Source organism: Aurantiacibacter xanthus (assembly GCF_003584015.1).
In the GTDB taxonomy this organism is placed as follows: Bacteria; Pseudomonadota; Alphaproteobacteria; order Sphingomonadales; family Sphingomonadaceae; genus Alteraurantiacibacter; species Alteraurantiacibacter xanthus.
Genome location: NZ_QXFM01000102.1, coordinates 39,014 through 62,327, shown reverse-complemented (window position 1 = coordinate 62,327; position 23,314 = coordinate 39,014). Strand labels below are relative to the sequence as shown.

Here is a 23,314-nt window from a genome sequence, read left to right as displayed (position 1 = left end):
CCCCGCTTGTCGACTGCCCGGTACAGGTAGGTCCACTTGCCCCGCACCTTGACGTAGGTTTCATCCAGGCGCCAGCTCGGATCAAAGCCACGCCGCCAGAACCAGCGCAGCCGCTTCTCCATCTCCGGGGCGTAGCACTGGACCCAGCGATAGATCGTCGTATGGTCGACCGAAATGCCGCGTTCCGCCAGCATTTCCTCAAGGTCGCGATAGCTGATCGGATAGCGACAATACCAGCGCACCGCCCACAGGATCACATCACCCTGGAAATGGCGCCACTTGAAATCCGTCATCGTTCCGTCCGTCCAATCTCCGCCAAGCATGCTCAAGCTTCACGATTTTTGCAACAGAGCCCTACACCTATCGCTACCCGCTGCGTGAATGGGGCTGGGGCCGCGACGCCTGCAACGAACGTATCCGACAAGCCGGGTTCGAGGTGCCGGCAAGCTCGTGCTTCTTTTGCACGGGCATGCAGTGCAACGAGGTTCGCGCTCTGCCCGCATGGTGCCTGAGGCTCATCATCCTCATGGAAGCCCGCGCGAAGCCGCGGCTGAAATCCTGCGAAGGACTATGGCGCTCGACCACCAAGGGCTTGCGCGGCCGTGAGGCGCGGCCTGGATCAATGACCCGGTTCATTCGCGACGAAGGGCTGCTCCCCGCTCATGAAATCGACTGGATCGCCGGCGAGGCGAACGCAGACCTCGCCGCATTTCTCAGCCGTGCCGCCGCACTTCCCCTCGAAAGGCGCCCGACCATGCGCAGCTGGATCAACGGGTTCATCGCCCATGAGGTTCGCGCTCCCGACCCCCATCCCGAAAAGCAGGAGGATCGAAGGCAATATGATGCTGAGCCGCGCCAGCCATTCCCGATCCCACCACCCTCACAAGCGCGGGCGCACAAGACAAATCCCGATTTCTCCGCCCGCCGATCCGGTCAGGAGTGGAGGGGGAGGGGAGTGTCGGGCTGCGAAGAAGCGCCCCCGACACATGGAGACTGACCAATGGCCACACAGAAGATGAACATCGGCCCCGTGCCCTACGACGAAGCCTGCGCCCAGCTTGGCTCGACCCCCGACTTCGCCGAAGTTGCCCGCGCCGAGTGCCATGCCTATCGCGCCGCGCTTATCGCCCACTACGGCTGCCCACCCGAAGGGGCTGAACTGCGCATCATCGGGTCACCTCATGACTTCGGGACATACTACGAAGTCTACGTCGTCTACGACGCCGAGATCGACACCGCACTCGATTATGCCCTCATCGTTGAACAGGGCCTCGCCCGCTGGGAGGACGCCGGTTTTCCCGCCCCATTCACTTATGGCGCGCGCGCCAGCACCGTCGAACGCCATTTCGAGAGCCTCACGCAGCTTGTTGCCGCCGTCATCGCCGGCCTCGATGCCGCAGGTGCCGAAAAAGGCGAAGGGCGCGAACGGCTCGCCCAAACATGGCCCGATGCGGCGGCTATCGCCGCCTCGCCTGTCAACACCACTGACTGAGGTTCGAACACCACCGGGGCCGCTTCTCAATTGTCGCGTCGCGGCCCCGGCTCGGCCACGCTCCCGCGGTCCCGGATAATAGCAGCCCAGCGATCGAGCAGCAGTGCCGCTCCCATGTCATGGCGCGCGATATCCAGGCCACGGGTTTCCATTTCCAGTGCAATCGCCTTGACGCAGCGCGCGCTTTCCTCGCGGACCGCACGTTCACTGATCGCCGCCATCACCCCAATCGCATGAGCAATGGCATCGCCCGGCAACGCATTATCGGCCCTTTTTTCGTCCTTGCACGGTTCCGTATCCAGCAGCGCCAGCACCGATCTCAAATGATAGGTCGCAGCTGCATCGCTCGCGATGTCGGGCATCCCTAGCGCTTCGCGCACCAACTCCCGCGCAGCCTCGCGATCCTGTCTCATGGTCACCACCGGATCCTTTGGGATGCCCAAACATGCACAGCGTTCTACTTCCTCTATCTCAGCACCATCTCGCAAACAGCCGGTAGCGACCGTCCAACTATGGACGTCGCCAGCCCGAAACCGGACATTGGAAACCTGAAAAGAAGCAATCAGGCGCGAACACCTTTGGGCCTGGGCCTTGGACATACGTGTCCGCTGCCCGGTAACCGAAGCTGCCGGCTTGCTTCTTTTGGGAAGGTTTCCACGCCTTCACCCGCGTCTCCGCGAGCGGTTTCAAACTATGGCAAAGCCGCCCGGAATACAATCGAACATTGCACCCTCCGGTCGCCTCCGGCGGCGAGACGGGAAAAGAGCTAAGGGGGAGGTGCATCGTTGAGAGCGCTCGTCCGGCTCTTTGCCGCATCAGCCTCGTCGCCCCGCACGACAGGCTACCGGCCCCCGAATCCCGTCCCGAAACACTGGTGCAGGAGACACCACCATGGTGATTACCTTTCACTTCGGCGCAGCCGGCCACCCCGTCAGCTGGATCCTCCACGGGGTCTATGGGACTGCCTATGGCGTGGCGCTCGCCGCTGCGCGCACCTGGCACGCTCGCATGCTCGAAGAACGACAAATAAAAACGCCGCCGGGCGGACAGTTCGTCATTGCCGTCAATGGGGACTCAGTCGTCCGATCCGACCTCTTGTTTGAGGCCGATTATTTTTGCCGCCATCAGGAGCCCGACGACTGCTCGTGGCTGTGCCAGTTCCAGGGATTTCCCCTCGCAATTCCCGAACAGGCCAAGCAGGTCGTAACCGATGAACTGCGGCGACGCCTCATCGACATCGGATTCCTCATCCCTCGCGCCGAATGGGAAGCCCGATACCCCCAGCAAGCCGACCTCTCGCGCCAGTTTCGCGCCCTCATGCAGCGCGATTGCACTTCACCTTCCAACGATAGGAGTAACCTGACATGAGCCGATACGAACCCAAAGCGCATGCAGATGCCGTCCGCACGCATGGGCCGCTGACTATTGGCATTGGCTGGGACGCCCCCCTCAACACCTATTTCGCCGCAGTCCATAGAGACAACGACAATGTCGACGACGAGCATCGCGAGATTCTCTGGATCGGGACCTCTTACGGTGAGATCGCAGAGCCGGAGACTGTCATCGATGCGATCACGCACTTTGCGGATGTCGATGGCGACCTGGCAGCAACCCTTCGCGCCGACCGGCTTCGGGAAGGTCACCGTCCGCGCTCGCCCTGGATTCGCTAAGACCCCTGATCACAGGGCGCGTTCGCGCCCGCTGACAGGTGAGGGGGAGACGGGGCTGCGAGCTGCGATCATGCGGCTGCGAAGGAAACCGCGATGACCCCCACCGCTCCGAGCGAGCCTGCCTCGCAGGTCACCCTGAACCCGGAACGCCCGCGCCCGCCGACGCGTGCCGAGCGCGCCAACCCCATCCTTCTGCTCCCCGCGATGCACCAGCTCCGGGCCCTCGATCCCGACGTACAAGCGTGCTTGCGCGACCTGTTGCTCGATCTTCAGTGCGATGCCCGATTGCGGGCAAGGGCCAGCTGGGACGCGCACAAACCGCCTATGGCGGCCTACTGGGCCGCGGTGGGCGTTTATTCCGGTCATATCGCCCGCGTGCTCCGTCGAAATACGCAATCCGGTCGACGGCGCCAGCCGGATTTGTTCGGGAAGGCCGAATAACATGTCGTGCGATCAACCAGGCGCCCGCGCGACAGCGGCCCCGCGTCCACCGGAATGGGATGATCCACCCGGTTACGACCGCAAGCTTGGCCGAATGCGCACGCCGAGCGACGACTTCTACGACCACCGAATGCTTGTCCTCCAGCGCATCCGCCGATCTCTCGCCACATCGAGGAAATGATCGCTTGCGTGCGTCGGCCTCACTGGCCGACCCCGGACGATCACATCATCACCGCCAGCTCGAAAGGAACACCATGGCCGAACCCTTCGCCGCCCAGAACGCCATCAGATCGGCACCCACAATCGTCCGCATCCCGCATATTTTCCTCGATTGCGATGGCGTCCTCGCTGATTTCGACACTTACGCCCGCTCCTATTTCGGTATGCATCCGCGCGAAGTGGAGGCCGAACTGGGCTCCAGACGCTTCTGGAAGATGCTCGAAGCCAAGGGCAACTTCTATCGGGATCTGCCACTGATGCACGACGCGCGAACCCTGTTCGACGCTGTCTCGCATCTCAATCCGACCATCCTGACCGGATGCCCCCGCGGCAACTGGGCCGAAGCGCAGAAGATCGCATGGGCACAGGCCTATTTTCCCGGCGTTCCCATCATCACCTGCCGCAGTGCGGACAAGCGGGATCACGCTATGCCTGGCGATGTGCTGATCGACGACTGGCCGCAATATCGTCACCGCTGGATCGAGAAGGGCGGCGTATTCATCAGCCACTATGACGCGGAATCGTCGCTGGCGACATTGTGGGCACACTATCCCGAGCTGGTCGCATGACCTTCGAAAACATGTGCCTCGACGAGCTGCTGCTCTGCATGTCGGCCAAAGCGACCCAGTTCGAAAAACTGGCGGCTGCTAGCTATACCTCGAATCTGCTCCGACGCGCGGCGGCTCTTTTGAACATGCTCGAAAGTGAACGCGGCGCACTCGCAGCGACACTGGATGCCGCATGCCTCGCGCGCGACACCGTGGGAATTCTCGGGACCCCCGCCGAAGCGATCACCATGCTGGGCGAGGAGAACGCCGGGCTCCGAGCCGAGCTCGGCACCCTTCGAGCTATGCCATCCAGGTCCACGCCATGAACCATCAGCACCAGTTGACGCAGGAACAGCGCGATTGGCTGACCGTTCGCATCCAGCAACTTCGTTCCCGAATGCGAGCAGCCGGTCCGTTCCGTCAGGCAGGTATCCATCGAACCATTGAAGGCATGAAGCAACAGCTGCGCTCAGGGATCTGGAAGCCCCACGACCTCACCGGCGATTCCGGCATGGGCACCACGCGCTCGTCTTCCGCGCCCATCTCGAATGTAGCATGGCCCGCTCCGCCGCCGTCGCCGTTCTGCAGTCCTGCCTCGAGGATCACGCCCTCGGTTGACTCGCCCGGCGACATCGCTGACCATCCCGATCCATGAACGTCGCACCCATGATCCATCCCGAAGTCCGACAGGCGGTGGCGCGATTGTTCGACCTCGCACAAAGCGACACGGGCCAGGCACGCCGGGTCGCGGATTTTCTCATGGCATGGTGGAATGCGACGGATTTCGGTGGCTTCGACATCGCCGACCTCTTCTCTCTCGACCGTGCCGTTGCCGCCGACATGGCCACCGTCTTTGCCTTCCTCGGTAGCCACCCCGGTGCGATCTACGCTGACGCCTTCGAACTCGAAGACGCGATGAAAGCCCTCATCGCGCTCTGGCGACCCCAGATGATCACACAAGAGGGTGCCGACAGTGCCTGACCGCGGCGCAGTGGCAAACGTGGCGCTTACCGCACCGGTGCTCCGCGTGACATATTGAATTACCCTCAACCCATCGGGTCATTTCGGTAACCGAGAGACCCCCGGATCGGCGTGACGGTCGCGCGACGATCGAGCGCGCAACCATACGCTGATTCAGCCCGCCATTCCGCAATCGCACCCGTGATCGTCCCGTCCGGGCGGTTCGATGCGATCCCGCCGGTCCCGAAGGGACCGGCGGCCGCAAAATTACGGCCCGGCGCACACGAAAACACGCACGCGAAATCCGGCTTCCTCGTCTCTCATCTTACCGGAAATCGCGCCCTTCCCGGAGATCCATCCATGACCGTTCGCAAAGCCGCGCGCTGGTCAGCGCGCGAACTCGCCCTGTTGCGGGCCCACTATCTGACCGAAGGGAGCGATGTCGCCGCCCGGCTGCCTGGGCGCAGTTGCCACGCGATCCACGTGATGGCGCACAAGCTGGGGCTGGAGACCACCCACCGCAGTCCTGCGCCCACCGCCCGGCTACAGGGTGCCGCGCTCGACGAGGCGATCCGGCTGCGCGAAGTCGACAAGCTTTCTTTCGCCGCAATCGGGAGGCGCTTCGGGATATGCGAAGCGAGTGCCTGCAACGCCGTAACGATCGCCCTTTGTGTGCGACGCGGCTATCGCCCCGCCGAGCGAGACGCGCGCGGCCGCCTTACGCCCGCCGGCATCGATCGGTTGCGCTACGCGCTCAAGAAAGGCCTGAAAGGGATCGATATCCAACTGCGCCTTGGCGTTTCGGCCGCATGCGTCTCCGAGCAGCGGCGGCGCTACAGCCGCGAGCTGCTGGCCCGCGGCAAAGCTCCACTCCCGCCGCCCGGCGGCGGCGACGCCTATTCGGGCGTCAAATTGACTTCAGCGCAGCGCAAGGCGGTCGAAGCGCTGTTCATGGAGGGGTTCGGGACCACCAAGGTCTCCCAGCGGAGCGGCGTTTCCAAAACCAGCTGTATCCGGATCCGTGAGCGCCTCGTGCGACGCCTGCGCCGCAAAGGCCAGTCCCTGCCCGGATGTGACGCGGCTGGCGTTCGGCATATTCACGCGGAAAGCGCACGGTTCGTCACCGATGAACAGCGGCGATTGCTGCGCGCGATGTTGCTCGACCGCATACCCGTTCGGCGTGCCGCCCTTGATCTCGCGATCGGGGGCTCCACTGCCTATCGCATCCGCGACGAACTCGCCGCTGAACTCTCCCGCGTGGGGCAGGCGCTTCCCTCGCCCAATTTTCCCGGACGAGTTCGGTCGCACGCCGCTCCTGACCCCTTCTGGCCCCCGGCAAACCCCAAAGAGATATTTGCCTTCCGCTGTCTACTCCAGACAATGGGCTTTGCAGAGGCCAAGGACCAGTGGCGGGAGACCCGGCGCGAGGCCCGAAGGGCCGAGCGCGCCGAAAATGCCCACAGGTCGCTCAGCTTCGACGAGCAGCTTGCCCGCGTCGCCGCCGGCGAAGTTGGGATTACCAGCGCCTTCGTGCGCCACCATCTCCAACCGTTGATCACCGCCTAATAATTCACGCCTGATGCCGGGCAGCGTCCGGGCACCGCGCATAGCTTCGATTCCTATGCCGAGCAGATCGACGTAATCGACATCATTTCCCTCATCGTCGGACCAGCTCATATCGGCCTCGTTCTCGCTGATCGCGAACTGGCACTTGATGTGGGTGAAGGTGCGGAATCGTTCGGGGCAGCTTCTGGGTTGGACGGAGATAGAAAAGAAAGAGAAGGAGGGGAGGGGGCGTCACCCGATCTGCGATCGGGCCGGGCTCTATTGCGCTAGGCTCCCACGGCCGCTGCGCGGCCGCGCTCACCAAGCTCCACGGAACCTCGTCCTTCGGCCGAGTTTCCGCCCCTTGCGGGGTCACGATCCCTGACGTGGCCGGCTTCGCCGCCTGACAAGACGTCCCTGGCGGGCCAGCCTCATTTGCCAGACCGGACGGTTCGAGGACGAACCGCCCGGTATCTGCCTCGCACCAGGTCGTTCATCGCACCCTGCGCCACCCCCGCCAGTGTCCCGGCGTTGCAGACCCCCCCACCGGGGTCGGCGGCAAAGGGGAATCGGCCGCAAGCGGCCGATATTTTTGTTTGTCTGGAAGCCGCCTCAACAGAAATACCGGGCCGCAAGCGGCCCTACGGTTTCCACCGCTGCGCGGCGGAGCCTCCGTCATTTCTGTTGACCCCGGCGGAGGTGCCTGCGCCTTGGGCCACAGGCGAAGGTGGCTCCGGGTGCGATGAACGACGAAGCCCCCGCTTGTGCTCGGCAGATCAGGATGGAGTTGCCCTGACGGGCAACAATTTTTTCGTGGGCCGCTGCGCGGCCGTTGCAGGCTCAGGTTCACCAGGCACGATGAAATCTGTCAAGAAAACAATGTGTTATGCGTAGTTTGAGGTCTTTGATATAAGGGAATCACCGGACGGGGACGGTCCCCGGAAGGCTCAACCACCCGGCGCGGGAACGCCGGAACGAAATGGAGTTAAGACTATGAACCTCGGTAATCTCAAGCTGAACGCCAACGGCTTTTTCGTCGGCAAGATCGCCACCGTCTCGGTCGCCATGACCATCTGCCTGCGCCCTTGGGAAGCGCGCAAGGAGAACAGCCCCCGCTTTGAAATCCTCGGCCTCACGCCCGCCCGCACCTGGGTTCGCGTCGGGTTCCTGTTCGAGCAGTCCATGAAGGACACCGGCGAGGCTTTCTTGCAGGGTTCGATTGACGACCCGTCGATGAGCAAGCCTCTCTATATCGCTTGCTTCCGCGAGGATGACGGCAGCTACAATGTGGCGTGGAGCCGCCCGCGCCGCGCGCGCAACGATCTGGCCCCGATCGGTGACGCAGCCGATGGCCCCGCCGATGAAGGCGATGGCCTTGGCGAAAGCACCGCCCCGGCTGGTGACCTTGGCTTGCCCCCGGTCGAGCCGTCGAGCCGTCGCGGCCGCCGCGCCGAACAGGCGCAGGAACAGCAGCAGGAGGAAACCGCCAGCGCATAAGAGAAGGTTGGGCCGGGGCGCGGGAACGCTCCGGCCCGATCCGCGCCAGCCAGACGAAATGGAGTTTCAACCATGACCAACACGAACAAGGGGCGGGTTAGCAGGTTCGCCGACTTTGCGGAAGCCTATGCCGCCATGACCAGCGCGCAGGACTTTCCTGCCAGCTTCACCGAAACGATTGCCGAATCCCGGCTTTCCATCATCGACGACCCCACCCGCGACCCGATGCCCGATGCGGAACTGGCGCGCGGATGCGTCGAGGATTTGACCGCGCAAATCTTCCGCTTGCTTGCCGGAACCCGCATGGAATCTTTCGGCCAGCCCATCGCTTGGGGTATCGTCAACAGCTTGCATTATGTCGCCAAGCGCATCAAGCGGCAGGAAGACGACGCCGCCGCCGAACTTGGCGAAATGGTCCGCGTGTTCGACCCGTCCGAGGTATATCAATCCCGCATGGAAGAACTGCAACAGCGTTGCCAGTCGCTTGCCGAAGCCCGCGCCGCCGTGGAAACCATGTGCAACCACGCTGCCAACGTCTATTTTGTCGAAACCGGCAAGCCGTTCAATACCATCAAGGGCAGTCGCACCGGAACCGGCCTTACCGCTTCGCAGATCGAGGGTTTCGACTATCTGAAAGCCCGCGAAGCCGAGCACAACGCGAAGCACTATCCCGCGCGTCCTGCCGTTCTCGTTTCCGGCGGCGGCGACTGGGAAGATGCAGACATGATCTTTCGTCGGCTGGACATGGTGCGCGCGCGCATCCCGCACATGATCTTGTTCACCGGCAAACGCTTCAAGGGCGCCGAGCAGATCAGCACATGCTGGGCGCATGAACGGGGCGTTCCGATTGTCGGCTTTTCCCTCAACAAGCGCGGCAGCAACGACTACCGCGCAGCCTATCGGCGCAATGAGGTATGGAACCGGCTGGACGAAATCGTCGAAGCCATGATTTTCCAGCAATCCAAGGTGCAGGAAGATCTTGCCCGCCTGTTGCGCGCCAGAAACGTGCCGCTGCACATCTTTCGCCTTGCCGAACAGAACAACGGCACCGGCCCGACCGACCTTGCCGCGCTGCGCGCAGAGGAACAGCGCCGCGCACTGGCTTGACCCGGAAAGCCCGCGCGCACCAGCGCCGGGCCTTCCCCCCCCCCATCACTCACATAAAGCGCGCCGCCGACCAGCGCCATGCGCCGCCACGCGCGCCGCGAAGGAACCCGAACCATGTATGAACTCACTCCCGAAACCGCCGAAACGCTTAAGGAGCTTCTAGGCGACGAATGCCCCCTATTGATCGAGCAGCGCGCAGGCGAAGGCTGGACAGATAGCGACTGGCTCGCCGTCTATCGCGATCAGGGATTCGACATTTGAACTATGGGCGCGCCGCCGCGCGCGCCCGTTCCACCAAGGAGCAGCCGCCATGATCGACTTTAGCCGTCTAGGCCGCGAAACCCCCGAAGAACGCGCCGCGCGTGATGCCGAACGCCGACAGACCGAGATTGACGCCGACGCAAAGCGCCGCGCCGAATGCGTCGATTCGACCATGGCTGCGCGCCTTGCCGAAGATGTCGAATTGCGCTCGACACCGAGCGGCGATACCGTCGCGACCTTGCGTTGCATCGCGCTCAATGGCGAAGCCTTCACCGCGATCTATTGGCTTCCGCCGCACCGGGCCGACGCCGCCGACCGTATCGCCGCCACGCTTCGCGCGGGGCTTGGCGTCCGCCTTGCCGGTTACTGGAAAAGCCGCAAATGGACCGACCGCGACGGCAACCCCCGGCAGGTCCGCGAATTACAGGCGCAGTATGTCGCGCCCTATCGCGAACCGACCAAGTGAGCAGTCACCAGCGCCGCCCAGGGGCGGCGCTGGACTATCGCGCCATGCCGGAAACGTCGCGCCCAGGTGCAGGGGTTGCGGATAATTTTGCGGCCCGCTTTGCGGGCCGCGTTGGTGCGCGCGGGGGGTGTCGCTTTGCTGTCCCCGCGCTGTTGAAACGCAGGGAATCGCACACCCGATAAGTGATAGCGCACAGGAGAAGGGGCGCATGGCGGCCACGCCATGCGCCCCTTTTTTCATCCAGCATGCAGCCGATCAGGCAAGCCGCTTCATGGTTTCCGCAATGCCGAGCGTTCCGATCCTTTGCGCCAGCTTCGCAAACTCCACTTTACTCAGATCGGCCAGACCAGACGACACCAACGCACTGCCGAAGTCGCTTGCAATGCGCGTCACCATCTCTTTTTCCCGCACTTCCAGCGCCGCCCTTTCGTCGGCCAGCGCGCGCAGTTGTTCCGAAGGCTTGAGGCTCTTTCTCGCCATGTCGCATATCTCCATAGTGCAAAATGGCGTTTGCTGATTTCCCCTATAGCCGACTTCCGCCAAGACCGGAACCGCCGCCGGACGGCTACCGCGTCAAAAGCCCGACGCGGGCGCAGGAGCGCCACGCTTTCCCGCTGGGGCATCATGGCCTGACGGCCCGGAATGGCCCACCGCGAAAGCCGGAGACGCTCCTGCGAATAGATCAAGCCCACACCCCCGACGACGCGAGCGACAACATGGAGCAACTAAGCACACCGAACGCACCTAAAGGTGCATGGGGGTCAAGTAATATCAAAGCCTTAGTTGAATGTGCTCCCGTATCCCATTGAAACACAAATGCACTGCAATGGGATGTAGCCCAAGAATGGCGCTGATTTCTGCCATTTTTAAGTAACGCTTATGTAATGCAATGCAATGCGTCCGCCGGGATGCAAAACCGTTGCCCCGGGCTGAAATGTCGCATAGTATAAGGCACTTTCTCAGCCCCTGCCGGCCTCTGCGCGAAGAGGCTGTCATGAACCACAACGATCCTCAGATAACCCTCCGGCTCGATCACAGCTTGTGTGATCGGATCGACCGCCTGGCTGCACGCAACGGGCTGACCCGTTCCGCCATGATCCGACATGCGCTGCGCTTGTTCGCGACCGAAGCGGAGTCCGCCGGTGCCAGCCAAAGGCGTGTGGCGCGCACCATCGAATATGCCCAGCTGGCGCTCGACGTCATCATCCGGGACCAATACCCCGATGTGCGGGACAAGCTCCTTGCTGAGACCGACAAGCGCGTGGAGCAGTATCATGCGGCGCGCTGATATCCGCTTCAGCGGCAAGCCCGTTCACCTGCGCCATCATTCCGCGCGCGGAACCGTCCAGCGCAACAGCGGCAACTTCACGCGCGGCAGCCAGCTCCTTACCCACGAGGTGCTGATGTGGACGTCGGGAGCGAAAATCCCGTTCATCGTCTGGCTGTTCTGCTTTGCCGCCGCATACTCCTTCATCCTCGTTGTCACCCTGCGCGAACACGAGATCGAGCTCATCGGCATGAAGCTCTATTCGCTATTTTGGGACTTCATGGAATTCGATCCGATGAAGCGGGTCAACGTCACTTTACCGGACGGGTCGATCCGCGCGATCGTGATGGCGCAGGTCGCCGATGTCCCGTCCGTCATCGCCGCCTGGGCGAAGGCCATGCGCGGGCTGGTGGGCGCGATCCTCCTGTCGCTTCTCGCTACTATTCCGCTTGCGCTATGGTTCGTCGACATCTCGCGCAAGCGCGGCAAGTCGATCCTTCAGGAACGCCATGAGCGCGGCGCAATGCTGGTCGAGCGCGAAGTTCTGCATGCCGAGGTGGTTGCCCACAATCTGCGCGAGTTCGAAGCGGAAGCCGCTCAGCTATTGCCTGGATCGAGCCCCGCCCAGGTGCGCGCAATGCCGTTTGTCGCACGTAAGCGGGCGGGCATTCATCACCCCTATATCCTTGCCGGCATTCCCTATCCGCACCGCCTCGAGCAGTCGCATACGATGCTTATTGGTACTACCGGGGCGGGCAAGACGACTGAGCTCCGGAGCCTGGTCGCACAGATGCGCGCGCGCCGGGATAGCGCCGTCATCTTCGATCTCACCGGCACCTATGTCGAGAATTTCTACAACCCTGAAACCGACATCATCCTCAACCCGATGGACCAGCGCTGCCCGGCCTGGTCGATCTTCAACGACTGTTCAACCCACTCGGAATTCACAGCCGCGGCCGCCGCGTTGATCCCTTCGGACGGGGGTTCGACCGAACCCTTCTGGGCGATGGCGGCGCGCACGCTGTTCATCGAAATGTGCATCAAACTCCAGGGACGCGGGCAGACTACCAACGCGGATCTCGCCGACAATCTGATGACCGCTGACCTGAAGCGCGTGCACCGTTTTCTCGCGAACACGATCGCCGATCCGCTTACCGCGCCTGAGGCAGCGCGCATGGCGGAATCGATCCGCGCCGTGTTCAACACCAACGCGCAGGCGCTGCGTTTCCTGCCCGACGAGGGCGAGCAATTCTCCATCCGCGAGTGGATCTGCCGGCCCGAGAAGCCCGGTTCGATCCTGTTCGTGACCTCGCACTATGTCGACCTTGCGATGAACCGTGCGCTGCTCACATTGTGGATGGATATCGCCATCACCCGCATCATGACACTGCCGCGGACGCGGGGGCTGAGGACTTGGTTCATGTTCGATGAGCTGGGAGCCCTGCACCGGTTGCCGGCGATCGAGAATGGCTTGCAGACGGCGCGCGCTTTCGGCGGCGCGATGGTCCTGGGACTGCACAGTTTCGAGAAGCTGATCGATGTCTACGGCGAACAGGGCGCCAAGAATCTGGCTTCGCTCGCGCGCACCAAGCTCATTCTGGCGACCGCCGATCTCGACACGGCCGAGCAATGCGCGCGCTATATCGGCAACCGCGAAGTGCGCCAGATGGATGAGGCGTACAGCTATGGATACAACCAGACGCGTGATGCTTCCACGCTGACTCCGCGCAAGCAGGTCGAGCCGCTTGTGATCGCCGATGACATCACGAACCTTCCGTCCATGCATGGTTTCATCAAATTTCCGGACGGATTCCCGGCCGCACGGATCAAGCTTGAATGGAGGGATTACCCAACAGTCGCTCCGGGCTTTCTCATCCGCGAGAACATTGCCCCGACGCGCCGACGGCGGGGGGGTGAACTGGTCGAGGAAGAAGGTGGGGAAGGGGGCGGCCGCGATGGTGCCGCCCAGGTCATAGAAGAGGTCGATCGGTCCAATGTCGCACGTGACCTCGCCGCAGCAATCCTGTCCGTTCCCCGAGAGGAGATGGGGCGGGACGATGGGCGCGAACGAGGCGATCCGGACCTCGATCGCGCGCGGCCGGGAGGGCAGGGCGTTGCCGGGCCGAACGGTACACGCGGGCGAGGGCAGGTGCCTGGAGAGCGGGAGGGGCGCGAGGAAAACGACCAGCGGCCGCGCGATCGCGCCGAGCCGGGCAGGACGCGCGGACCGGAGATCGAGGACCAGACGCTGCGCGAATTGCGCGAAGATTACGGTCCAGACAGATCCGCCGATCACGACGATATGGACATGGGGATCTAGGCGATGCTGTCGATCGCGGCGGTGCGCTCGGCTGGCGGCGCCGCCGGCTATTTCGCCAAGGACAATTACTACACGCTGGAGGAATCCTCCGAGGCGAGCAGCTGGGCGGGAGAGGGCAGTGCCGACCTTGGTCTTGCCGGCGACGTCGGCAAGGAGGGCTTCGAAAAGATCCTCAACGGAGAGCTGCCAGATGGTGAGAAGGTCGGCCAGGTAGAGAACCGCAGGCCGGGTCTCGACATGACCTTTTCGATGCCGAAGTCAGCCTCGGTCATGGCCTATATCGCCGGCGACAAGCGTATCCTTGCGGCCCATATGGAGGCGGTCAAGGCGACGATGAGCTGGGTCGAAAAGAACCTCGCCGAGGGCCGCAAAGATATCGACGGGCGCAAGGTGCCGATCCGCACCGGCAATCTCGTCTATGCTCTATTCCAGCACGACACGAGCCGCGCGCTCGACCCGCAGGGCCATATCCATGCCGTGATCGCGAACCTCACGAAGATGCCCAATGGCAAATGGCAGGCGCTCCACAACGGCGCGCTCTGGAAGAACAACAGCGTTATCGGTTCGATCTACCACGCCTTCTTTCGCGATCGGATCGAGAAGCTGGGTTATGAGGTCACTTCGACCGGGAAGCATGGCACCTTCGAGATTGCCGGCGTCGCCAAGGAGGTGCTCGAGCTGTTCAGCCAGCGGCGCACGGTCATTCTCGGCAAGGCGCTCGAACTCGGCATCAGGACCGCCGAGGGTCTGCGGGAAATCACCAAGAACACACGCGATCCCAAGCTCAGCATGGGCGATCGCGAAGTGCTGCGCCAGGAATGGATCGACAAGGCCGCGACAGTCGGATTCGACGGCAAGGATCTGATGGCGGCGGCGATCGAGCGCATAACCCGCAATCCGGACCGCGGTATCATGGCGCGGGGCTATGAAGCGGTCAGCGAGGCCATCCGTTCCGCGCGCGGGATGGTGGCCAACTTCCTCCGCCCCAACGACCCCCTTGTCGACCGCGGCCTTGCACGGCTCACACAATCACCGGTCGAGGCCCGCGCGCAGCTCGCGGTTGCTTCGGCGGTCCGGATCCTTTCGCAGCGCGAAGCGGCCTGGGAACTCAATGTGCTGGCGAAGACTGCGCTCGACCTGCGCCTCAAGGGCGTGACGATCACCCATGTCGAGAGCCGGATCGGGAATTTGCTGGAGAAGGGCACCCTGATCCCGGGCAAGTCGCATCGTCATGACGGGATCGTCACCATGGCAACGACGCCCGAAGCAATCCGTACCGAAGAAGCGATCATCTCCGAAATGGAGAAGGGCAGGGGCATGGTCTCGCCAATTATCGACGCGGCCGATGCGCCCGCGCGCCTGCAGGCAGCCTCGAAGGTGACGCTCAATGCCGGCCAGCTCGCCGCGGGTGCGATGATCGTGTCATCGCGCGATCGTATCGTCGCTGTCCAGGGTATCGCCGGGGCCGGCAAGTCGACGATGCTGCAAGCGGTGGTCGAGGTGGCACATGCTGCGGCGAATATTGCAAAGACCGAGGGGCACAATGTCCTGGGACTGGCCTTTCAGACCAAAATGGTGCGTGATCTCCAGGAGGGGATCGGCGCTCCCAGCCAGACGATCGCTTCCTTCCTCCTGCGCCACCAGCATGTTTTGCACCGGCAGGAGGGGCCACGATATGAGGCAGCGCGCGAAGCGCTCAAGAATACCGTACTGCTTGTGGATGAGAGTTCCATGGTGTCCAGCGAGCAGACGATGAAGCTGGAGCGGATCGCCAACCTACTGGGCGTGGAGAAGCTCGCCCTGATTGGCGACCGGCAGCAAATATCCTCGATTGACGCGGGCAAGGCCTTTGCACTGGTACAGGCGGCGGGCGTGACCATCGCCCGAATGGACGAGAATCTTCGCCAACAGGGGGATATTCTGCCTGTTGTCGCAGCGCTCGCCGATCGCGGCCAATCGGGTGAGGCCATCAGGGTCCTTGGCGAAAATGTGATCGAGGATAAGGACCATATCGAGCGTGCAGCCGATATGTGGCTGGAGTTGGCGCCCGAAGAACGTGAAAGAACGGCGCTCTTTGCATCCGGCCGCGAGGCGCGAGAGCATATCAACATGCGAATCCAGGAAGGGCTGACCGCAGAGGGGACGCTTGGCAAGGACAGTCTTGCGCTCACGATATTCGAGCGCGTGAACCTCACCCGCGAAGAGCTGCGCTACAGTCAAAACTGGCGGGCGGGCCTCAAGCTCGACGTTATGTTCCGGACCGACGAACTCGGGCTCGGCAAGGGCCTTTATGACGTCGTGAAGGTTCAAAAGAACGGGAAGATCGAGCTATCCGACGGAAAACGTCGGTTCCGGATCGACCCGCAAAAGCTCTCGCCGCATGCCAGCGAGGACCGGCTCGGCCTCTCGGAACCAAAATCGATCGCGATCCATGAAGGCGAGACAATCCGCTGGACCGCGAACGACAAGGCGCGCGGGCTCGACAACAGCGCACTGGCGAAGATTATCGGAATCGGCGCGGCGGGCGTGACCATCGAGACGACGTCGCGCGAGCAGCTCACGCTGCCGCACGGCGATCCGATGCTCTCTCGCCTCGATCTTGCCTACGCGCTGAACATGCACATGGCCCAGGGCATCACCGTCGACAAGGCGATCGCGGTCATGTCGTCCTTCGAGCGGTTCCTCTCGAACCAGCGGCTGTTCAACGTCACAGTGACGCGTGTGCGCGAGGCGCTGATGCTTGTCGTCGATGACAAGGATCGTCTCATAGCTCAGATCGAGCGCACGCCGGGGAACAAGACGTCGGCCCTCGAGACGACCGGGAAGATCGATGTCGACGGGCGAAGCGAGCAATCGGCGGAGATGTTGGCGGGTATGCTGGGCGAGACGGTGGATTTCGACCCAGGCGAAATCCCGCTAGACGATCTCGCGGCGCCGATTGAGGGCTGGTCGCCAGATAATCCCAAGGGTGACAAGCCGGCGACCGAAGGGCAGGGGAAAGAGGCGAAGCCGGGGAGCGACCTTCGGGCACCCGATCCTGACCCCATCGATCTCGACAGTCTGCCGCCGCTACCCGAGCGCACCTTGGGGCTAGACCTGTGAGCGGGCGTGAGCGATCAGGCGCCAGGCGTGGCATGCATCTCCTCGGGCGCGTAAAGTGCCATATGCGACTCTCCAGACGCGCGGGAGGGGCGCTGGTCCTTGGTTTGCTACTTGGGTCCGCCATGCTCTCTGGATGCAACAATGATGCGGATGCGCAGGGAGCGAGGGGCACGCCTTGCTCACGCCCTTACGTCTATGACGGAGATTACATTCGGTGCGACGAGTTCGGGCGTTCACGGCTATACGGCATAGATGCGCCCGAAATGCCGGGGGCCTGCCGGCCCGGCCGGAACTGCGTGCCGGGCGACCCCTACGACAGCCGCGACAATCTGCGCGCGCTGGTTGCGAAGGGGAACATCATGTGCCGTCAGCTTGACACCGACCGCTACGGGCGGCCGGTCCTGCAGTGCTGGAACGAGGACGGCGATCTCGCCTGCCAACAGGTGGCGGCGGGGCAAGCTGTCCCGCGTTATGGTCGTTTGGAGTGCCCGCCGAGCTATCAATCAAGCTCGCCGGAGTAGCAGCGATGCCAGGTCGCACGTCGCAGGGCATGTATCGCTTTGCTTAAAGCTCTCCCACCCAAGCGCGTTCGGATGCCGCAAGCCATTCGACGGCCAGCTCAAAAGTTTCGGGAAGATCGTCAAGCGGTTCGGGCCACTTTATGCGTTCGCCATTGCGGTAAAGCCCGCTATGCGCTTCGCGCAAGTCCAGCAGGGCCTTGCAGACAACCTTCGTCCATTCACTATCGCGAGCAAGCTGACCTTGAGGCAGGAGCCTCAGGCGCTCCTCTAAATTCTGCACCGCTTCGGTAAAGGATCCCCCCGTCACGACAGGGAGCCAATTTGCGGAGAAGACGTAATCCATCGCTGGAAAGAGGATTTGATCCTCGCTGTCCCACGAAAGGTCGCGCACAATATCAACATGGTCCTGCCAAAATCCGAGCGCGGCCCAGACACCCTTTCCATAGTGGTCCTGCCAGCTCTGGAAGGCATAGCCTTCTTCCGTTACGAGTTTGTCGATAAGTTCAAAGGTCATAGCGCCCCCTCTTGGTGATTGACCATATCGCCGATGACGAGGCTGTCATATCCCATATTCAAGTCTATCATGCCGAGTTTCAGCGGTTTTCTTTCCGGAATGTCCTTCCGTAGATGATCGCATCATATGTTCAATTGCGCTATAGTTCGGTCCATGACCGAACTCGATCCTCATACGCTTCGCGTCGCCGCCTCGCTCGTGCGCTCGCGCATCGACAGCCTCAAGCGTGATCCGCGTATGGACGGTCTTCAGCGCCTCGGAGCGCACCGAACGCTTACCCAGCTTGCGGTCGATCTCGAGGTGTCTGCCGAACATGTCGGACCGCGCCGCCGCCGCACGACATGACGCCGACCCGCCTTTTCGGGGTGATTTCCGCGTTTAGCCTGCGTCGGCGTCGTTTGGCGGCGCAAAGGCTGGTGTGAGAACAGAGCGCTTTGCGCGAGGCGCCCGGGCTGGGCCGCGTTCCTGCGTGGGACTGCCGGCCGCTGGCCCCTTTTTCGTCCTGGCTGCAGGAGCGGACGCTACCTTCGGCTTGCGGCCGAGACCAATCTTCTTGGCGAGCGCGCGGCGCTTTTCGGCATAGTTGGGCGCTACCATCGGGTAGTCGGAGGGCAGGTTCCACTTGGTGCGATATTCGGCTGGCGTGAGCTGATAGTGCGTCATCAGGTGCCGCTTCAGCATCTTGAGCTTCTTGCCATCCTCGAGGCAGACGATGTGGTCGGGCTTCACCGAAGCCCGGATCGACACTGCAGGTTCCTGTTTCGCTTCCGGCACTGTATCGGCCTTGCCGAGACGTTTTAGCGCATCGTGCACATTCTGGATCAGCGACGGCAGATCACTCACGGCAACACTATTGTTGGTGACATGCGCGGCCACGATGTCGGCGGTCAACGTGATGAGTGTGCTGTCGCGTTCGGTTGCTTCGGTCATGCTTTGCTGGCTTTCCAGGCTAGGCAGAGAGGATCGGTGAAGCCGTGTGGCTAGCGGGAAGTGGCGTGCTTCGCAATAAGCGTCGCAACGTCCCGCTTCATGGAGAATTCTGCCTGAAGCGCCCACTTTTTGAGGCAGCAACAAATGACATCTATGTCACTTTACCACCAAAGCCCTGAGCTAAAGTGACATAGGTGGCAAAGGCGGTTCGCCGGTCTGCATGAGCAATTGGGGGATTCACAAGAGTCCCGCTTTGTGCTTGATTCGTTCCATGTTCCAGCAGGATCTCTTCGCATCGCCGGCCTCCCAGCCAACGACAAGCATGCCGGACATAGTCCGCACGATCGCGGAGCATTCCGCGCGGCCGCGCTACACCTTCATGGTGCTGGACCTTATTGCACGTGTCGCCCGGCCGAACGGGCAGGCGGGCCCTCTCGTTCGAGAAGGCGAGGCGTTGGTGCCGATCCGGGAGTGGCTGGCTGCGGCAATCGCGCCGAGCGGCGCGCGCTATCATCATCGCCGCATGACCGCGGACAAGGTACGGGCGGCGCTCGAGGCCAAAGGGGAATTGCCGGATGACCGGGACGAGGCCGAGCGTCTCGTTGACGCACAGATCGGTGAGCGCATCCGGGAAACCGGCATGACGGCGATCAGCCGCGCGGTATCGGAGCTGGTGCGGGCAGGGCTCATCAAGCGCCATTACCAGGGCTGTTGGGTCGACCACGAGAACCGCGGCGCTCAGCGTCATGCGGTCTATACGGTGACGGACCCCGTCCGCGCCGCGCTCCAACCGAGCATCGCCACCAGCGAAAATCAGCGCAAACCCTATGTGCGCGGTGCGCACGGTCAACCTCGAACGGCGGCGGCGCGGTAGGTTCTTAAATGCCCTTAGCCTTTGGGTTCGCCGGTCTCGCTGGGGCGAACGCGCCGTGAGGTCTTCGCCTTGAGAAGCTTCACCGTTCTGGAATCTCGTGTTCCGCCGAACCAGCGGTCGAGTGCTGCCGCGATCAGGGGATGAGTGCTGGCGGCTTCAAATAATGTCAGCGACGAGTGAAGCTTCATCGCGTCGACCGTGCCGAACACGGCAATCGGATCATTGGTTGCCAGGTCCTGTAAGGCTGTGACGCATTCGATATACCGTGGCCCCAGGACCGGATGATTGAAATAGGCTTGTGCCTCATCCAACGATTGAAGCGCGAACTGCCGTGAAGTCGAGCTTTGCCCCAGGCCCGAGAGCTGCGGGAAAATCCACCACATCCAATGGGTGACCTTCTTGCCACGGCGGATTTCGGAAAGTGCCGGCGCATAAGTGAGCGTCTGCATCTCGACGAAACGTTCGGACACGTGATTGGCGGTCATAAAGGCTCCAGCGACACCTGGGCCGCGAGCGTATCGACTAGCACCTTGATGACGAAATTAGAGAATTCGCCGTTCATGGCTGGGCCACTTCGCCGGAGGGCGGAGGCAGTCTGTCCAGCTTGGCAAGGAAGAAGCGTTCGCTCCAGAGATCGACCGATTTGAGTTCGGCCGGGCGCAGGAAACGGCGCACATCGTCGGCAGCACCCTTCCAGTCGATCTTCGCGATCGTGTTCCCCAGCGCTTCGTTCAGCCACGCCATGTCGACGGCGATGCGATCATCGCCCGCCCAGGGGCCGGCTTGGATGAGCGCCGTGCGCAGAAGCGGCAGATTGGGCGCTACTCCTTTGGCGACATACCAGGAGAAATCGAACCAGTCCCTGCCCTTGAGAAAGCCCCGACAAAGGAGGGCATGAATCTTGAGCGCGAAGTTGGATGCCAGATCCTGGTGGCGAACCTCATGGTCTGCCGGGAAGTCGAGGAAGGTCGACGCCTCAGTGGAGCCCGCAGGCGGGTTGACGTCGATCTCAAGCTTGATCCGGATCGTCTTTGGCTTGCCCGTTCCGGCGAAAGACAAGTCGAGCTGGCTCGCGATGGAATCGTTCTTGATCAGCGCCTGGCGGATAGTCTTGTCCATCTTCGCCTTGGGCAGCGCATCGAGCTTCAGCCCGAACTGGCCGAACACCTCGATCAGCGTCTTGAGATAGGGCGTCCAGTCGAAATCCGGGTCGGGTTCCCGCAGCAGGAAGTCGAGATCCTCGGAGAAGCGCGGCAGGCCGTGGAGGATGCGCAAGGAGGTGCCGCCCTGGAAGAGCGCGACGTCGAAGAAGTCGCTGCGCCAGAGGGCATAGAGCGCGATTTCCTGGAGGATTTCCTTGACCGCGTTCTCTTCCTCGAGCGCGTTGGCGGCATCGTAGCGGCGCAGTCTCTCCTGGATGATGTCAATCATATGCTGACGGTCCATTCCTGGCCGTCAGCACGGCGCTTTCGAGCGAGGCGAGGAAGGTGCTCACCGCCTTGTGCTTGTAGACCGGTTTCAGCTTGGCGAAGTCCTTTCGCCGGAGCCCGAGGAGCATGTCTTCGTCGACCCGCATGCCATCGGTCAGCCACTCGATTCCCGTCCACTGTTCCTTCCGCAGGGCGACCAGATCCAACAGGGCCCTTAGCGGCTGCGCGACGAAAGCGGTGAGCTTGCCCACTTGCACCCGATCGACGCCGGTCAGAAAATGATAATCCGCGATTGCGAGCGGATGAAAACTGAAGGGTCCGAAATCGGGCGTTTCAAAGCGGAGTGTCTTGCGGCCGGGCGACACGCTCGCGGTCACGAAGACCGCCTCGGGGATCCAGCCATGATGGGCGAGCGCGCTTTCGAACGAGACATAGCTGCCCGGTACGAGAGCTTGCGCAACGGGGAAGGGATGGATGGCCTCGCTGCGATAGCGCTTGCCCAGCAGATAGGTGCCGCGCTTCACGCGAAGCAGGGAGCCATCCTTGAGCGCGCGGTTGACGAGGCCGTAGCGCCGCGCGTCACCGCCACCCAGCAGATTGCCGAGCTGGCGCTCGCTGAGGATATGATCGGCCAGACCCGCTGCTGTGACCTGTTGTGCCAAGGATGACATGAAATTCCTGATACTTCCAATTTATGAAAGTTTCCAGAATTTTCTTGTCCTGGATATCGTAGAGCAAGAGGGGCAACCGCAGGTAAGGCATATATCGCCGAGCCTGATCGATTCAGGTGGCTAGCGTGTAGCCCGACAAGCGCGAGAACTCCCTCGCAGTCGCTTGGACTTTCGTGGCATCAATGCCCATCACTTCGACGAACTGCCGTTGCAGATCGGGGCTGACTTCCAAGAAGAAGGAGAACACGGGCGCGTTGAAGTCGCTGGCGCTCTTGGGGTCGGCGATCAGCGCGGCGAGTTGACGCGCGGAGAGGTTCGCTCCGTAAGGAGCGTTCACCGTCGCCAACACCAAGCTTGCCGCCTTTGCCATCTCAAACCTGTACCATGATCCTGTCAGTCACACCGCGTATATAGCCGTGGGCATTATCAAACTAGCATTACAGTTGCATTTTTGATTGAACTCTGGATCAAAAGGTCTCCATGGTTTGGAGGCTGTGGATGACGGGTGCATCGATCGAAACGACGCTGGAACTGTGAGGTCCTCGCTGCGGGACGTAAAGAGCCGCATGCGCGGATTGTTCACGCAGTAGCGAGTTGCGGTGTCGGCGAATCTGTTTCTGGACGGTTTGTTGAGCGATGAGCGCCGCAAGACAGGCTGACCTCGATCGCAAGGTGGAGGCTGACGGCCATCACCTCGTGCCACTCACCTCCCAAGCCGTTGCGGTGCTCAGGGTGCTATGGCCGCTCACCGGCAACGGCGAGTTGCTGTTCCCTAGCAATCGCCACACGCATCGGTCGATGAGCGAGAACGCGGTCGGCTACCTTCTCAACCGTGCCGGCTATCATGGTCATCACGTGCCGCGCGGCTTACGTGCCGCTTTCTCGACCATCATGAACGAGTGGGCCGAGCGGCAAGGCAAAAGTCATGACCGCAAAATCATCCACTTGATGCTAGCCCACGTTCCGAAAGAGAAGGTCGAGAGTGCTTACAGCCGCGCCGCCTACATGCCACGCCGGCGGGAGCTAGCGAAGGTGTGGGCCGACATGTTGAGCGATAGCTTGCCCGATCCGGGCGCCCTTATCCAGCGGCCCGTGAAGGCGATCGGGTCGCAATCGCGCCGGTCGATCGCGTCGCTCGTTGACGGCGACTTCCGATTCCCGGCTCGTCGCCCCGTCGCCTAACGACGTGGCGCGGCGTCGCCCGGTTGTCACCCGCCAGAAACCGCATGACCCTTGCCGGGTTCTGCTGGCCAGAAACACATTTGGGGCTGAGAATAGGGGAAAGCGTGCCGCGCCGGCTCTGCTGATTAGATAGATTTGCGTTGCTGGAACCCGGATTGGGATCATCTCGCGACAGGCGCGCCGCACCTCGGGAACGCCCTCGCAGACGACGGAGCCCAGAACAGCACCTGCAGGGTTGCAGATCATATTCGCCGGCGCGCATCATGTCGCCATGGCCCCGAAACGAGACGTGGAAGC

29 protein-coding genes and 1 pseudogene are annotated in these 23,314 nt (G+C 62.3%); 21 read left to right on the top strand and 9 right to left on the bottom strand.

Translation table 11 applies throughout. The features are described from left to right. The coding region (locus tag D2V17_RS11470; protein ID WP_119593042.1) for an IS6 family transposase at positions 1-293 on the bottom strand (293 nt) is incomplete at its 3' end. Positions 294-526: 233 nt separating this feature from the next. On the opposite strand from D2V17_RS11470, the gene D2V17_RS11460 reads away from it, so the two are divergent. Both D2V17_RS11460 and D2V17_RS11455 read left to right on the top strand, forming a co-directional pair. Then, entirely contained in the window at positions 527-997 is a 471-nt protein-coding gene (locus tag D2V17_RS11460; RefSeq protein WP_147367370.1) for a hypothetical protein, read from the top strand. Between the two features lie 3 nt (positions 998-1,000). Beyond that, a complete protein-coding gene (locus tag D2V17_RS11455; RefSeq protein ID WP_022684092.1) occupies positions 1,001-1,492 on the top strand; it encodes a hypothetical protein in 492 nt (163 codons plus the stop codon). Positions 1,493-1,518: 26 nt separating this feature from the next. Here D2V17_RS11455 and D2V17_RS11450 read toward each other — a convergent pair whose 3' ends face one another. Beyond that, on the bottom strand, positions 1,519-1,905 hold the full coding sequence (locus D2V17_RS11450; RefSeq protein WP_022684091.1) for a hypothetical protein: 387 nt from the start codon (positions 1,903-1,905) through the stop codon (positions 1,519-1,521). Positions 1,906-2,383: 478 nt separating this feature from the next. Here D2V17_RS11450 and D2V17_RS11445 point away from each other — a divergent pair, with 478 nt between their 5' ends. The 12 genes from D2V17_RS11445 to D2V17_RS11395 all read left to right on the top strand — a co-directional run bounded on the left by D2V17_RS11445 (position 2,384) and on the right by D2V17_RS11395 (position 10,206). Next, on the top strand, positions 2,384-2,860 hold the full coding sequence (locus D2V17_RS11445) for a hypothetical protein (protein ID WP_022684090.1): 477 nt from the start codon (positions 2,384-2,386) through the stop codon (positions 2,858-2,860). Beyond that, positions 2,857-3,162: a hypothetical protein gene (locus D2V17_RS11440; RefSeq protein ID WP_022684089.1), complete on the top strand. Its 306-nt coding sequence runs from the start codon at positions 2,857-2,859 to the stop codon at positions 3,160-3,162. The genes D2V17_RS11445 and D2V17_RS11440 overlap by 4 nt, the downstream gene beginning before the upstream one ends. 93 nt (positions 3,163-3,255) lie before the next feature. Beyond that, positions 3,256-3,603 (top strand): hypothetical protein, encoded by a 348-nt coding sequence (locus D2V17_RS11435; RefSeq protein ID WP_022684088.1) that lies wholly within the window; start codon positions 3,256-3,258, stop codon positions 3,601-3,603. Between the two features lie 254 nt (positions 3,604-3,857). After that, positions 3,858-4,391 (top strand): 5' nucleotidase, NT5C type, encoded by a 534-nt coding sequence (locus tag D2V17_RS11430; protein ID WP_022684087.1) that lies wholly within the window; start codon positions 3,858-3,860, stop codon positions 4,389-4,391. Continuing rightward, positions 4,388-4,696, top strand: a complete 309-nt coding sequence (locus tag D2V17_RS11425) for a hypothetical protein (protein WP_022684086.1) — start codon at positions 4,388-4,390, stop codon at positions 4,694-4,696. Before D2V17_RS11430 ends, D2V17_RS11425 begins: the two co-directional genes overlap by 4 nt. After that, complete coding sequence (locus tag D2V17_RS20970; protein WP_147367368.1) at positions 4,693-5,025, top strand: hypothetical protein; 333 nt, start codon at positions 4,693-4,695, stop codon at positions 5,023-5,025. Before D2V17_RS11425 ends, D2V17_RS20970 begins: the two co-directional genes overlap by 4 nt. Before the next feature lie 11 nt (positions 5,026-5,036). Continuing rightward, positions 5,037-5,351: a DUF7673 family protein gene (locus D2V17_RS11415; RefSeq protein WP_022684084.1), complete on the top strand. Its 315-nt coding sequence runs from the start codon at positions 5,037-5,039 to the stop codon at positions 5,349-5,351. A 339-nt stretch (positions 5,352-5,690) separates the two neighbouring features. Beyond that, on the top strand, positions 5,691-6,896 hold the full coding sequence (locus tag D2V17_RS11410) for a hypothetical protein (protein WP_119593040.1): 1,206 nt from the start codon (positions 5,691-5,693) through the stop codon (positions 6,894-6,896). A 972-nt stretch (positions 6,897-7,868) separates the two neighbouring features. Next, a complete protein-coding gene (locus D2V17_RS11405; RefSeq protein ID WP_022684082.1) occupies positions 7,869-8,372 on the top strand; it encodes a DUF736 domain-containing protein in 504 nt (167 codons plus the stop codon). 72 nt (positions 8,373-8,444) lie between these two features. After that, positions 8,445-9,479 carry a DUF2493 domain-containing protein gene (locus D2V17_RS11400; RefSeq protein ID WP_022684081.1) on the top strand — a complete coding sequence of 345 codons (1,035 nt, stop codon included), beginning with the start codon at positions 8,445-8,447 and terminating at the stop codon, positions 9,477-9,479. A 114-nt stretch (positions 9,480-9,593) separates the two neighbouring features. Beyond that, positions 9,594-9,740, top strand: coding sequence for a hypothetical protein (locus tag D2V17_RS21360; RefSeq protein ID WP_022684080.1), 147 nt, complete (start codon positions 9,594-9,596; stop codon positions 9,738-9,740). 49 nt (positions 9,741-9,789) lie between these two features. Beyond that, positions 9,790-10,206: a single-stranded DNA-binding protein gene (locus D2V17_RS11395; protein WP_022684079.1), complete on the top strand. Its 417-nt coding sequence runs from the start codon at positions 9,790-9,792 to the stop codon at positions 10,204-10,206. A 255-nt stretch (positions 10,207-10,461) separates the two neighbouring features. Here the strand turns inward: D2V17_RS11395 and D2V17_RS11390 are convergent, their stop codons facing one another. Continuing rightward, positions 10,462-10,686, bottom strand: coding sequence for a DUF6437 family protein (locus D2V17_RS11390; protein WP_028056203.1), 225 nt, complete (start codon positions 10,684-10,686; stop codon positions 10,462-10,464). A gap of 514 nt (positions 10,687-11,200) precedes the next feature. On the opposite strand from D2V17_RS11390, the gene D2V17_RS11385 reads away from it, so the two are divergent. The 3 genes from D2V17_RS11385 to mobF are packed head-to-tail and all read left to right on the top strand — an operon-like array spanning position 11,201 to position 16,895. Next, on the top strand, positions 11,201-11,494 hold the full coding sequence (locus D2V17_RS11385; RefSeq protein ID WP_022684077.1) for a ribbon-helix-helix domain-containing protein: 294 nt from the start codon (positions 11,201-11,203) through the stop codon (positions 11,492-11,494). Further along, a complete protein-coding gene (locus tag D2V17_RS11380) occupies positions 11,481-13,793 on the top strand; it encodes a type IV secretion system DNA-binding domain-containing protein (RefSeq protein WP_022684076.1) in 2,313 nt (770 codons plus the stop codon). The genes D2V17_RS11385 and D2V17_RS11380 overlap by 14 nt, the downstream gene beginning before the upstream one ends. A gap of 3 nt (positions 13,794-13,796) precedes the next feature. After that, positions 13,797-16,895: a MobF family relaxase gene (mobF, locus tag D2V17_RS11375; RefSeq protein WP_022684075.1), complete on the top strand. Its 3,099-nt coding sequence runs from the start codon at positions 13,797-13,799 to the stop codon at positions 16,893-16,895. Positions 16,896-17,459: 564 nt separating this feature from the next. On the opposite strand, the gene D2V17_RS11365 is transcribed toward mobF, so the two are convergent. Further along, complete coding sequence (locus tag D2V17_RS11365) at positions 17,460-17,930, bottom strand: hypothetical protein (protein WP_022684073.1); 471 nt, start codon at positions 17,928-17,930, stop codon at positions 17,460-17,462. A gap of 153 nt (positions 17,931-18,083) precedes the next feature. Here D2V17_RS11365 and D2V17_RS11360 point away from each other — a divergent pair, with 153 nt between their 5' ends. Further along, entirely contained in the window at positions 18,084-18,275 is a 192-nt protein-coding gene (locus D2V17_RS11360; protein WP_028056202.1) for a hypothetical protein, read from the top strand. Between the two features lie 33 nt (positions 18,276-18,308). Here D2V17_RS11360 and D2V17_RS11355 read toward each other — a convergent pair whose 3' ends face one another. Continuing rightward, the gene (locus D2V17_RS11355) at positions 18,309-18,860 is read right to left on the bottom strand and encodes a Ros/MucR family transcriptional regulator (RefSeq protein WP_037504814.1); all 552 of its coding nucleotides are present in this window, start codon (positions 18,858-18,860) and stop codon (positions 18,309-18,311) included. A gap of 271 nt (positions 18,861-19,131) precedes the next feature. Between D2V17_RS11355 and D2V17_RS11350 the strand changes: the two genes are divergently transcribed. Beyond that, positions 19,132-19,734, top strand: coding sequence for a hypothetical protein (locus D2V17_RS11350; RefSeq protein WP_028056201.1), 603 nt, complete (start codon positions 19,132-19,134; stop codon positions 19,732-19,734). Between the two features lie 14 nt (positions 19,735-19,748). Here D2V17_RS11350 and D2V17_RS11345 read toward each other — a convergent pair whose 3' ends face one another. The 4 genes from D2V17_RS11345 to D2V17_RS11330 all read right to left on the bottom strand — a co-directional run bounded on the left by D2V17_RS11345 (position 19,749) and on the right by D2V17_RS11330 (position 22,205). Continuing rightward, a complete protein-coding gene (locus D2V17_RS11345; protein WP_022684068.1) occupies positions 19,749-20,219 on the bottom strand; it encodes a DUF1810 domain-containing protein in 471 nt (156 codons plus the stop codon). 73 nt (positions 20,220-20,292) lie between these two features. Further along, on the bottom strand, positions 20,293-21,165 hold the full coding sequence (locus D2V17_RS11340; RefSeq protein WP_022684067.1) for a nucleotidyl transferase AbiEii/AbiGii toxin family protein: 873 nt from the start codon (positions 21,163-21,165) through the stop codon (positions 20,293-20,295). Then, a complete protein-coding gene (locus tag D2V17_RS11335) occupies positions 21,158-21,835 on the bottom strand; it encodes a type IV toxin-antitoxin system AbiEi family antitoxin domain-containing protein (RefSeq protein WP_022684066.1) in 678 nt (225 codons plus the stop codon). Before D2V17_RS11335 ends, D2V17_RS11340 begins: the two co-directional genes overlap by 8 nt. A 112-nt stretch (positions 21,836-21,947) precedes the next feature. Further along, a complete protein-coding gene (locus tag D2V17_RS11330; RefSeq protein ID WP_028056200.1) occupies positions 21,948-22,205 on the bottom strand; it encodes a hypothetical protein in 258 nt (85 codons plus the stop codon). 110 nt (positions 22,206-22,315) lie between these two features. Between D2V17_RS11330 and D2V17_RS11325 the strand changes: the two are divergent. Together D2V17_RS11325 and D2V17_RS11320 are read left to right on the top strand one after the other, a co-directional pair. Continuing rightward, a pseudogene (locus D2V17_RS11325) lies at positions 22,316-22,491 on the top strand (IS701 family transposase); the annotation flags it as partial. After that, positions 22,472-23,017, top strand: a complete 546-nt coding sequence (locus tag D2V17_RS11320; RefSeq protein ID WP_028056199.1) for a tyrosine-type recombinase/integrase — start codon at positions 22,472-22,474, stop codon at positions 23,015-23,017. The pseudogene D2V17_RS11325 and the gene D2V17_RS11320, both read left to right, overlap by 20 nt. Positions 23,018-23,314 lie beyond the last annotated feature (297 nt).

Excerpts from the sequence above, each read along its gene's own strand:
- D2V17_RS11460 (WP_147367370.1), top strand. The coding sequence starts at position 527 with ATGGAAGCCCGCGCGAAGCCGCGGCTGAAATCCTGCGAAGGACTATGG.
- D2V17_RS11455 (WP_022684092.1), top strand. The coding sequence starts at position 1,001 with ATGGCCACACAGAAGATGAACATCGGCCCCGTGCCCTACGACGAAGCC.
- D2V17_RS11450 (WP_022684091.1), bottom strand. The coding sequence starts at position 1,905 with ATGAGACAGGATCGCGAGGCTGCGCGGGAGTTGGTGCGCGAAGCGCTA.
- D2V17_RS11445 (WP_022684090.1), top strand. The coding sequence starts at position 2,384 with ATGGTGATTACCTTTCACTTCGGCGCAGCCGGCCACCCCGTCAGCTGG.
- D2V17_RS11440 (WP_022684089.1), top strand. The coding sequence starts at position 2,857 with ATGAGCCGATACGAACCCAAAGCGCATGCAGATGCCGTCCGCACGCAT.
- D2V17_RS11435 (WP_022684088.1), top strand. The coding sequence starts at position 3,256 with ATGACCCCCACCGCTCCGAGCGAGCCTGCCTCGCAGGTCACCCTGAAC.
- D2V17_RS11430 (WP_022684087.1), top strand. The coding sequence starts at position 3,858 with ATGGCCGAACCCTTCGCCGCCCAGAACGCCATCAGATCGGCACCCACA.
- D2V17_RS11425 (WP_022684086.1), top strand. The coding sequence starts at position 4,388 with ATGACCTTCGAAAACATGTGCCTCGACGAGCTGCTGCTCTGCATGTCG.
- D2V17_RS20970 (WP_147367368.1), top strand. The coding sequence starts at position 4,693 with ATGAACCATCAGCACCAGTTGACGCAGGAACAGCGCGATTGGCTGACC.
- D2V17_RS11415 (WP_022684084.1), top strand. The coding sequence starts at position 5,037 with ATGATCCATCCCGAAGTCCGACAGGCGGTGGCGCGATTGTTCGACCTC.
- D2V17_RS11410 (WP_119593040.1), top strand. The coding sequence starts at position 5,691 with ATGACCGTTCGCAAAGCCGCGCGCTGGTCAGCGCGCGAACTCGCCCTG.
- D2V17_RS11405 (WP_022684082.1), top strand. The coding sequence starts at position 7,869 with ATGAACCTCGGTAATCTCAAGCTGAACGCCAACGGCTTTTTCGTCGGC.
- D2V17_RS11400 (WP_022684081.1), top strand. The coding sequence starts at position 8,445 with ATGACCAACACGAACAAGGGGCGGGTTAGCAGGTTCGCCGACTTTGCG.
- D2V17_RS21360 (WP_022684080.1), top strand. The coding sequence starts at position 9,594 with ATGTATGAACTCACTCCCGAAACCGCCGAAACGCTTAAGGAGCTTCTA.
- D2V17_RS11395 (WP_022684079.1), top strand. The coding sequence starts at position 9,790 with ATGATCGACTTTAGCCGTCTAGGCCGCGAAACCCCCGAAGAACGCGCC.
- D2V17_RS11390 (WP_028056203.1), bottom strand. The coding sequence starts at position 10,686 with ATGGCGAGAAAGAGCCTCAAGCCTTCGGAACAACTGCGCGCGCTGGCC.
- D2V17_RS11385 (WP_022684077.1), top strand. The coding sequence starts at position 11,201 with ATGAACCACAACGATCCTCAGATAACCCTCCGGCTCGATCACAGCTTG.
- D2V17_RS11380 (WP_022684076.1), top strand. The coding sequence starts at position 11,481 with ATGCGGCGCGCTGATATCCGCTTCAGCGGCAAGCCCGTTCACCTGCGC.
- mobF (WP_022684075.1), top strand. The coding sequence starts at position 13,797 with ATGCTGTCGATCGCGGCGGTGCGCTCGGCTGGCGGCGCCGCCGGCTAT.
- D2V17_RS11365 (WP_022684073.1), bottom strand. The coding sequence starts at position 17,930 with ATGACCTTTGAACTTATCGACAAACTCGTAACGGAAGAAGGCTATGCC.
- D2V17_RS11360 (WP_028056202.1), top strand. The coding sequence starts at position 18,084 with ATGACCGAACTCGATCCTCATACGCTTCGCGTCGCCGCCTCGCTCGTG.
- D2V17_RS11355 (WP_037504814.1), bottom strand. The coding sequence starts at position 18,860 with ATGACCGAAGCAACCGAACGCGACAGCACACTCATCACGTTGACCGCC.
- D2V17_RS11350 (WP_028056201.1), top strand. The coding sequence starts at position 19,132 with ATGTTCCAGCAGGATCTCTTCGCATCGCCGGCCTCCCAGCCAACGACA.
- D2V17_RS11345 (WP_022684068.1), bottom strand. The coding sequence starts at position 20,219 with ATGACCGCCAATCACGTGTCCGAACGTTTCGTCGAGATGCAGACGCTC.
- D2V17_RS11340 (WP_022684067.1), bottom strand. The coding sequence starts at position 21,165 with ATGATTGACATCATCCAGGAGAGACTGCGCCGCTACGATGCCGCCAAC.
- D2V17_RS11335 (WP_022684066.1), bottom strand. The coding sequence starts at position 21,835 with ATGTCATCCTTGGCACAACAGGTCACAGCAGCGGGTCTGGCCGATCAT.
- D2V17_RS11330 (WP_028056200.1), bottom strand. The coding sequence starts at position 22,205 with ATGGCAAAGGCGGCAAGCTTGGTGTTGGCGACGGTGAACGCTCCTTAC.
- D2V17_RS11320 (WP_028056199.1), top strand. The coding sequence starts at position 22,472 with ATGAGCGCCGCAAGACAGGCTGACCTCGATCGCAAGGTGGAGGCTGAC.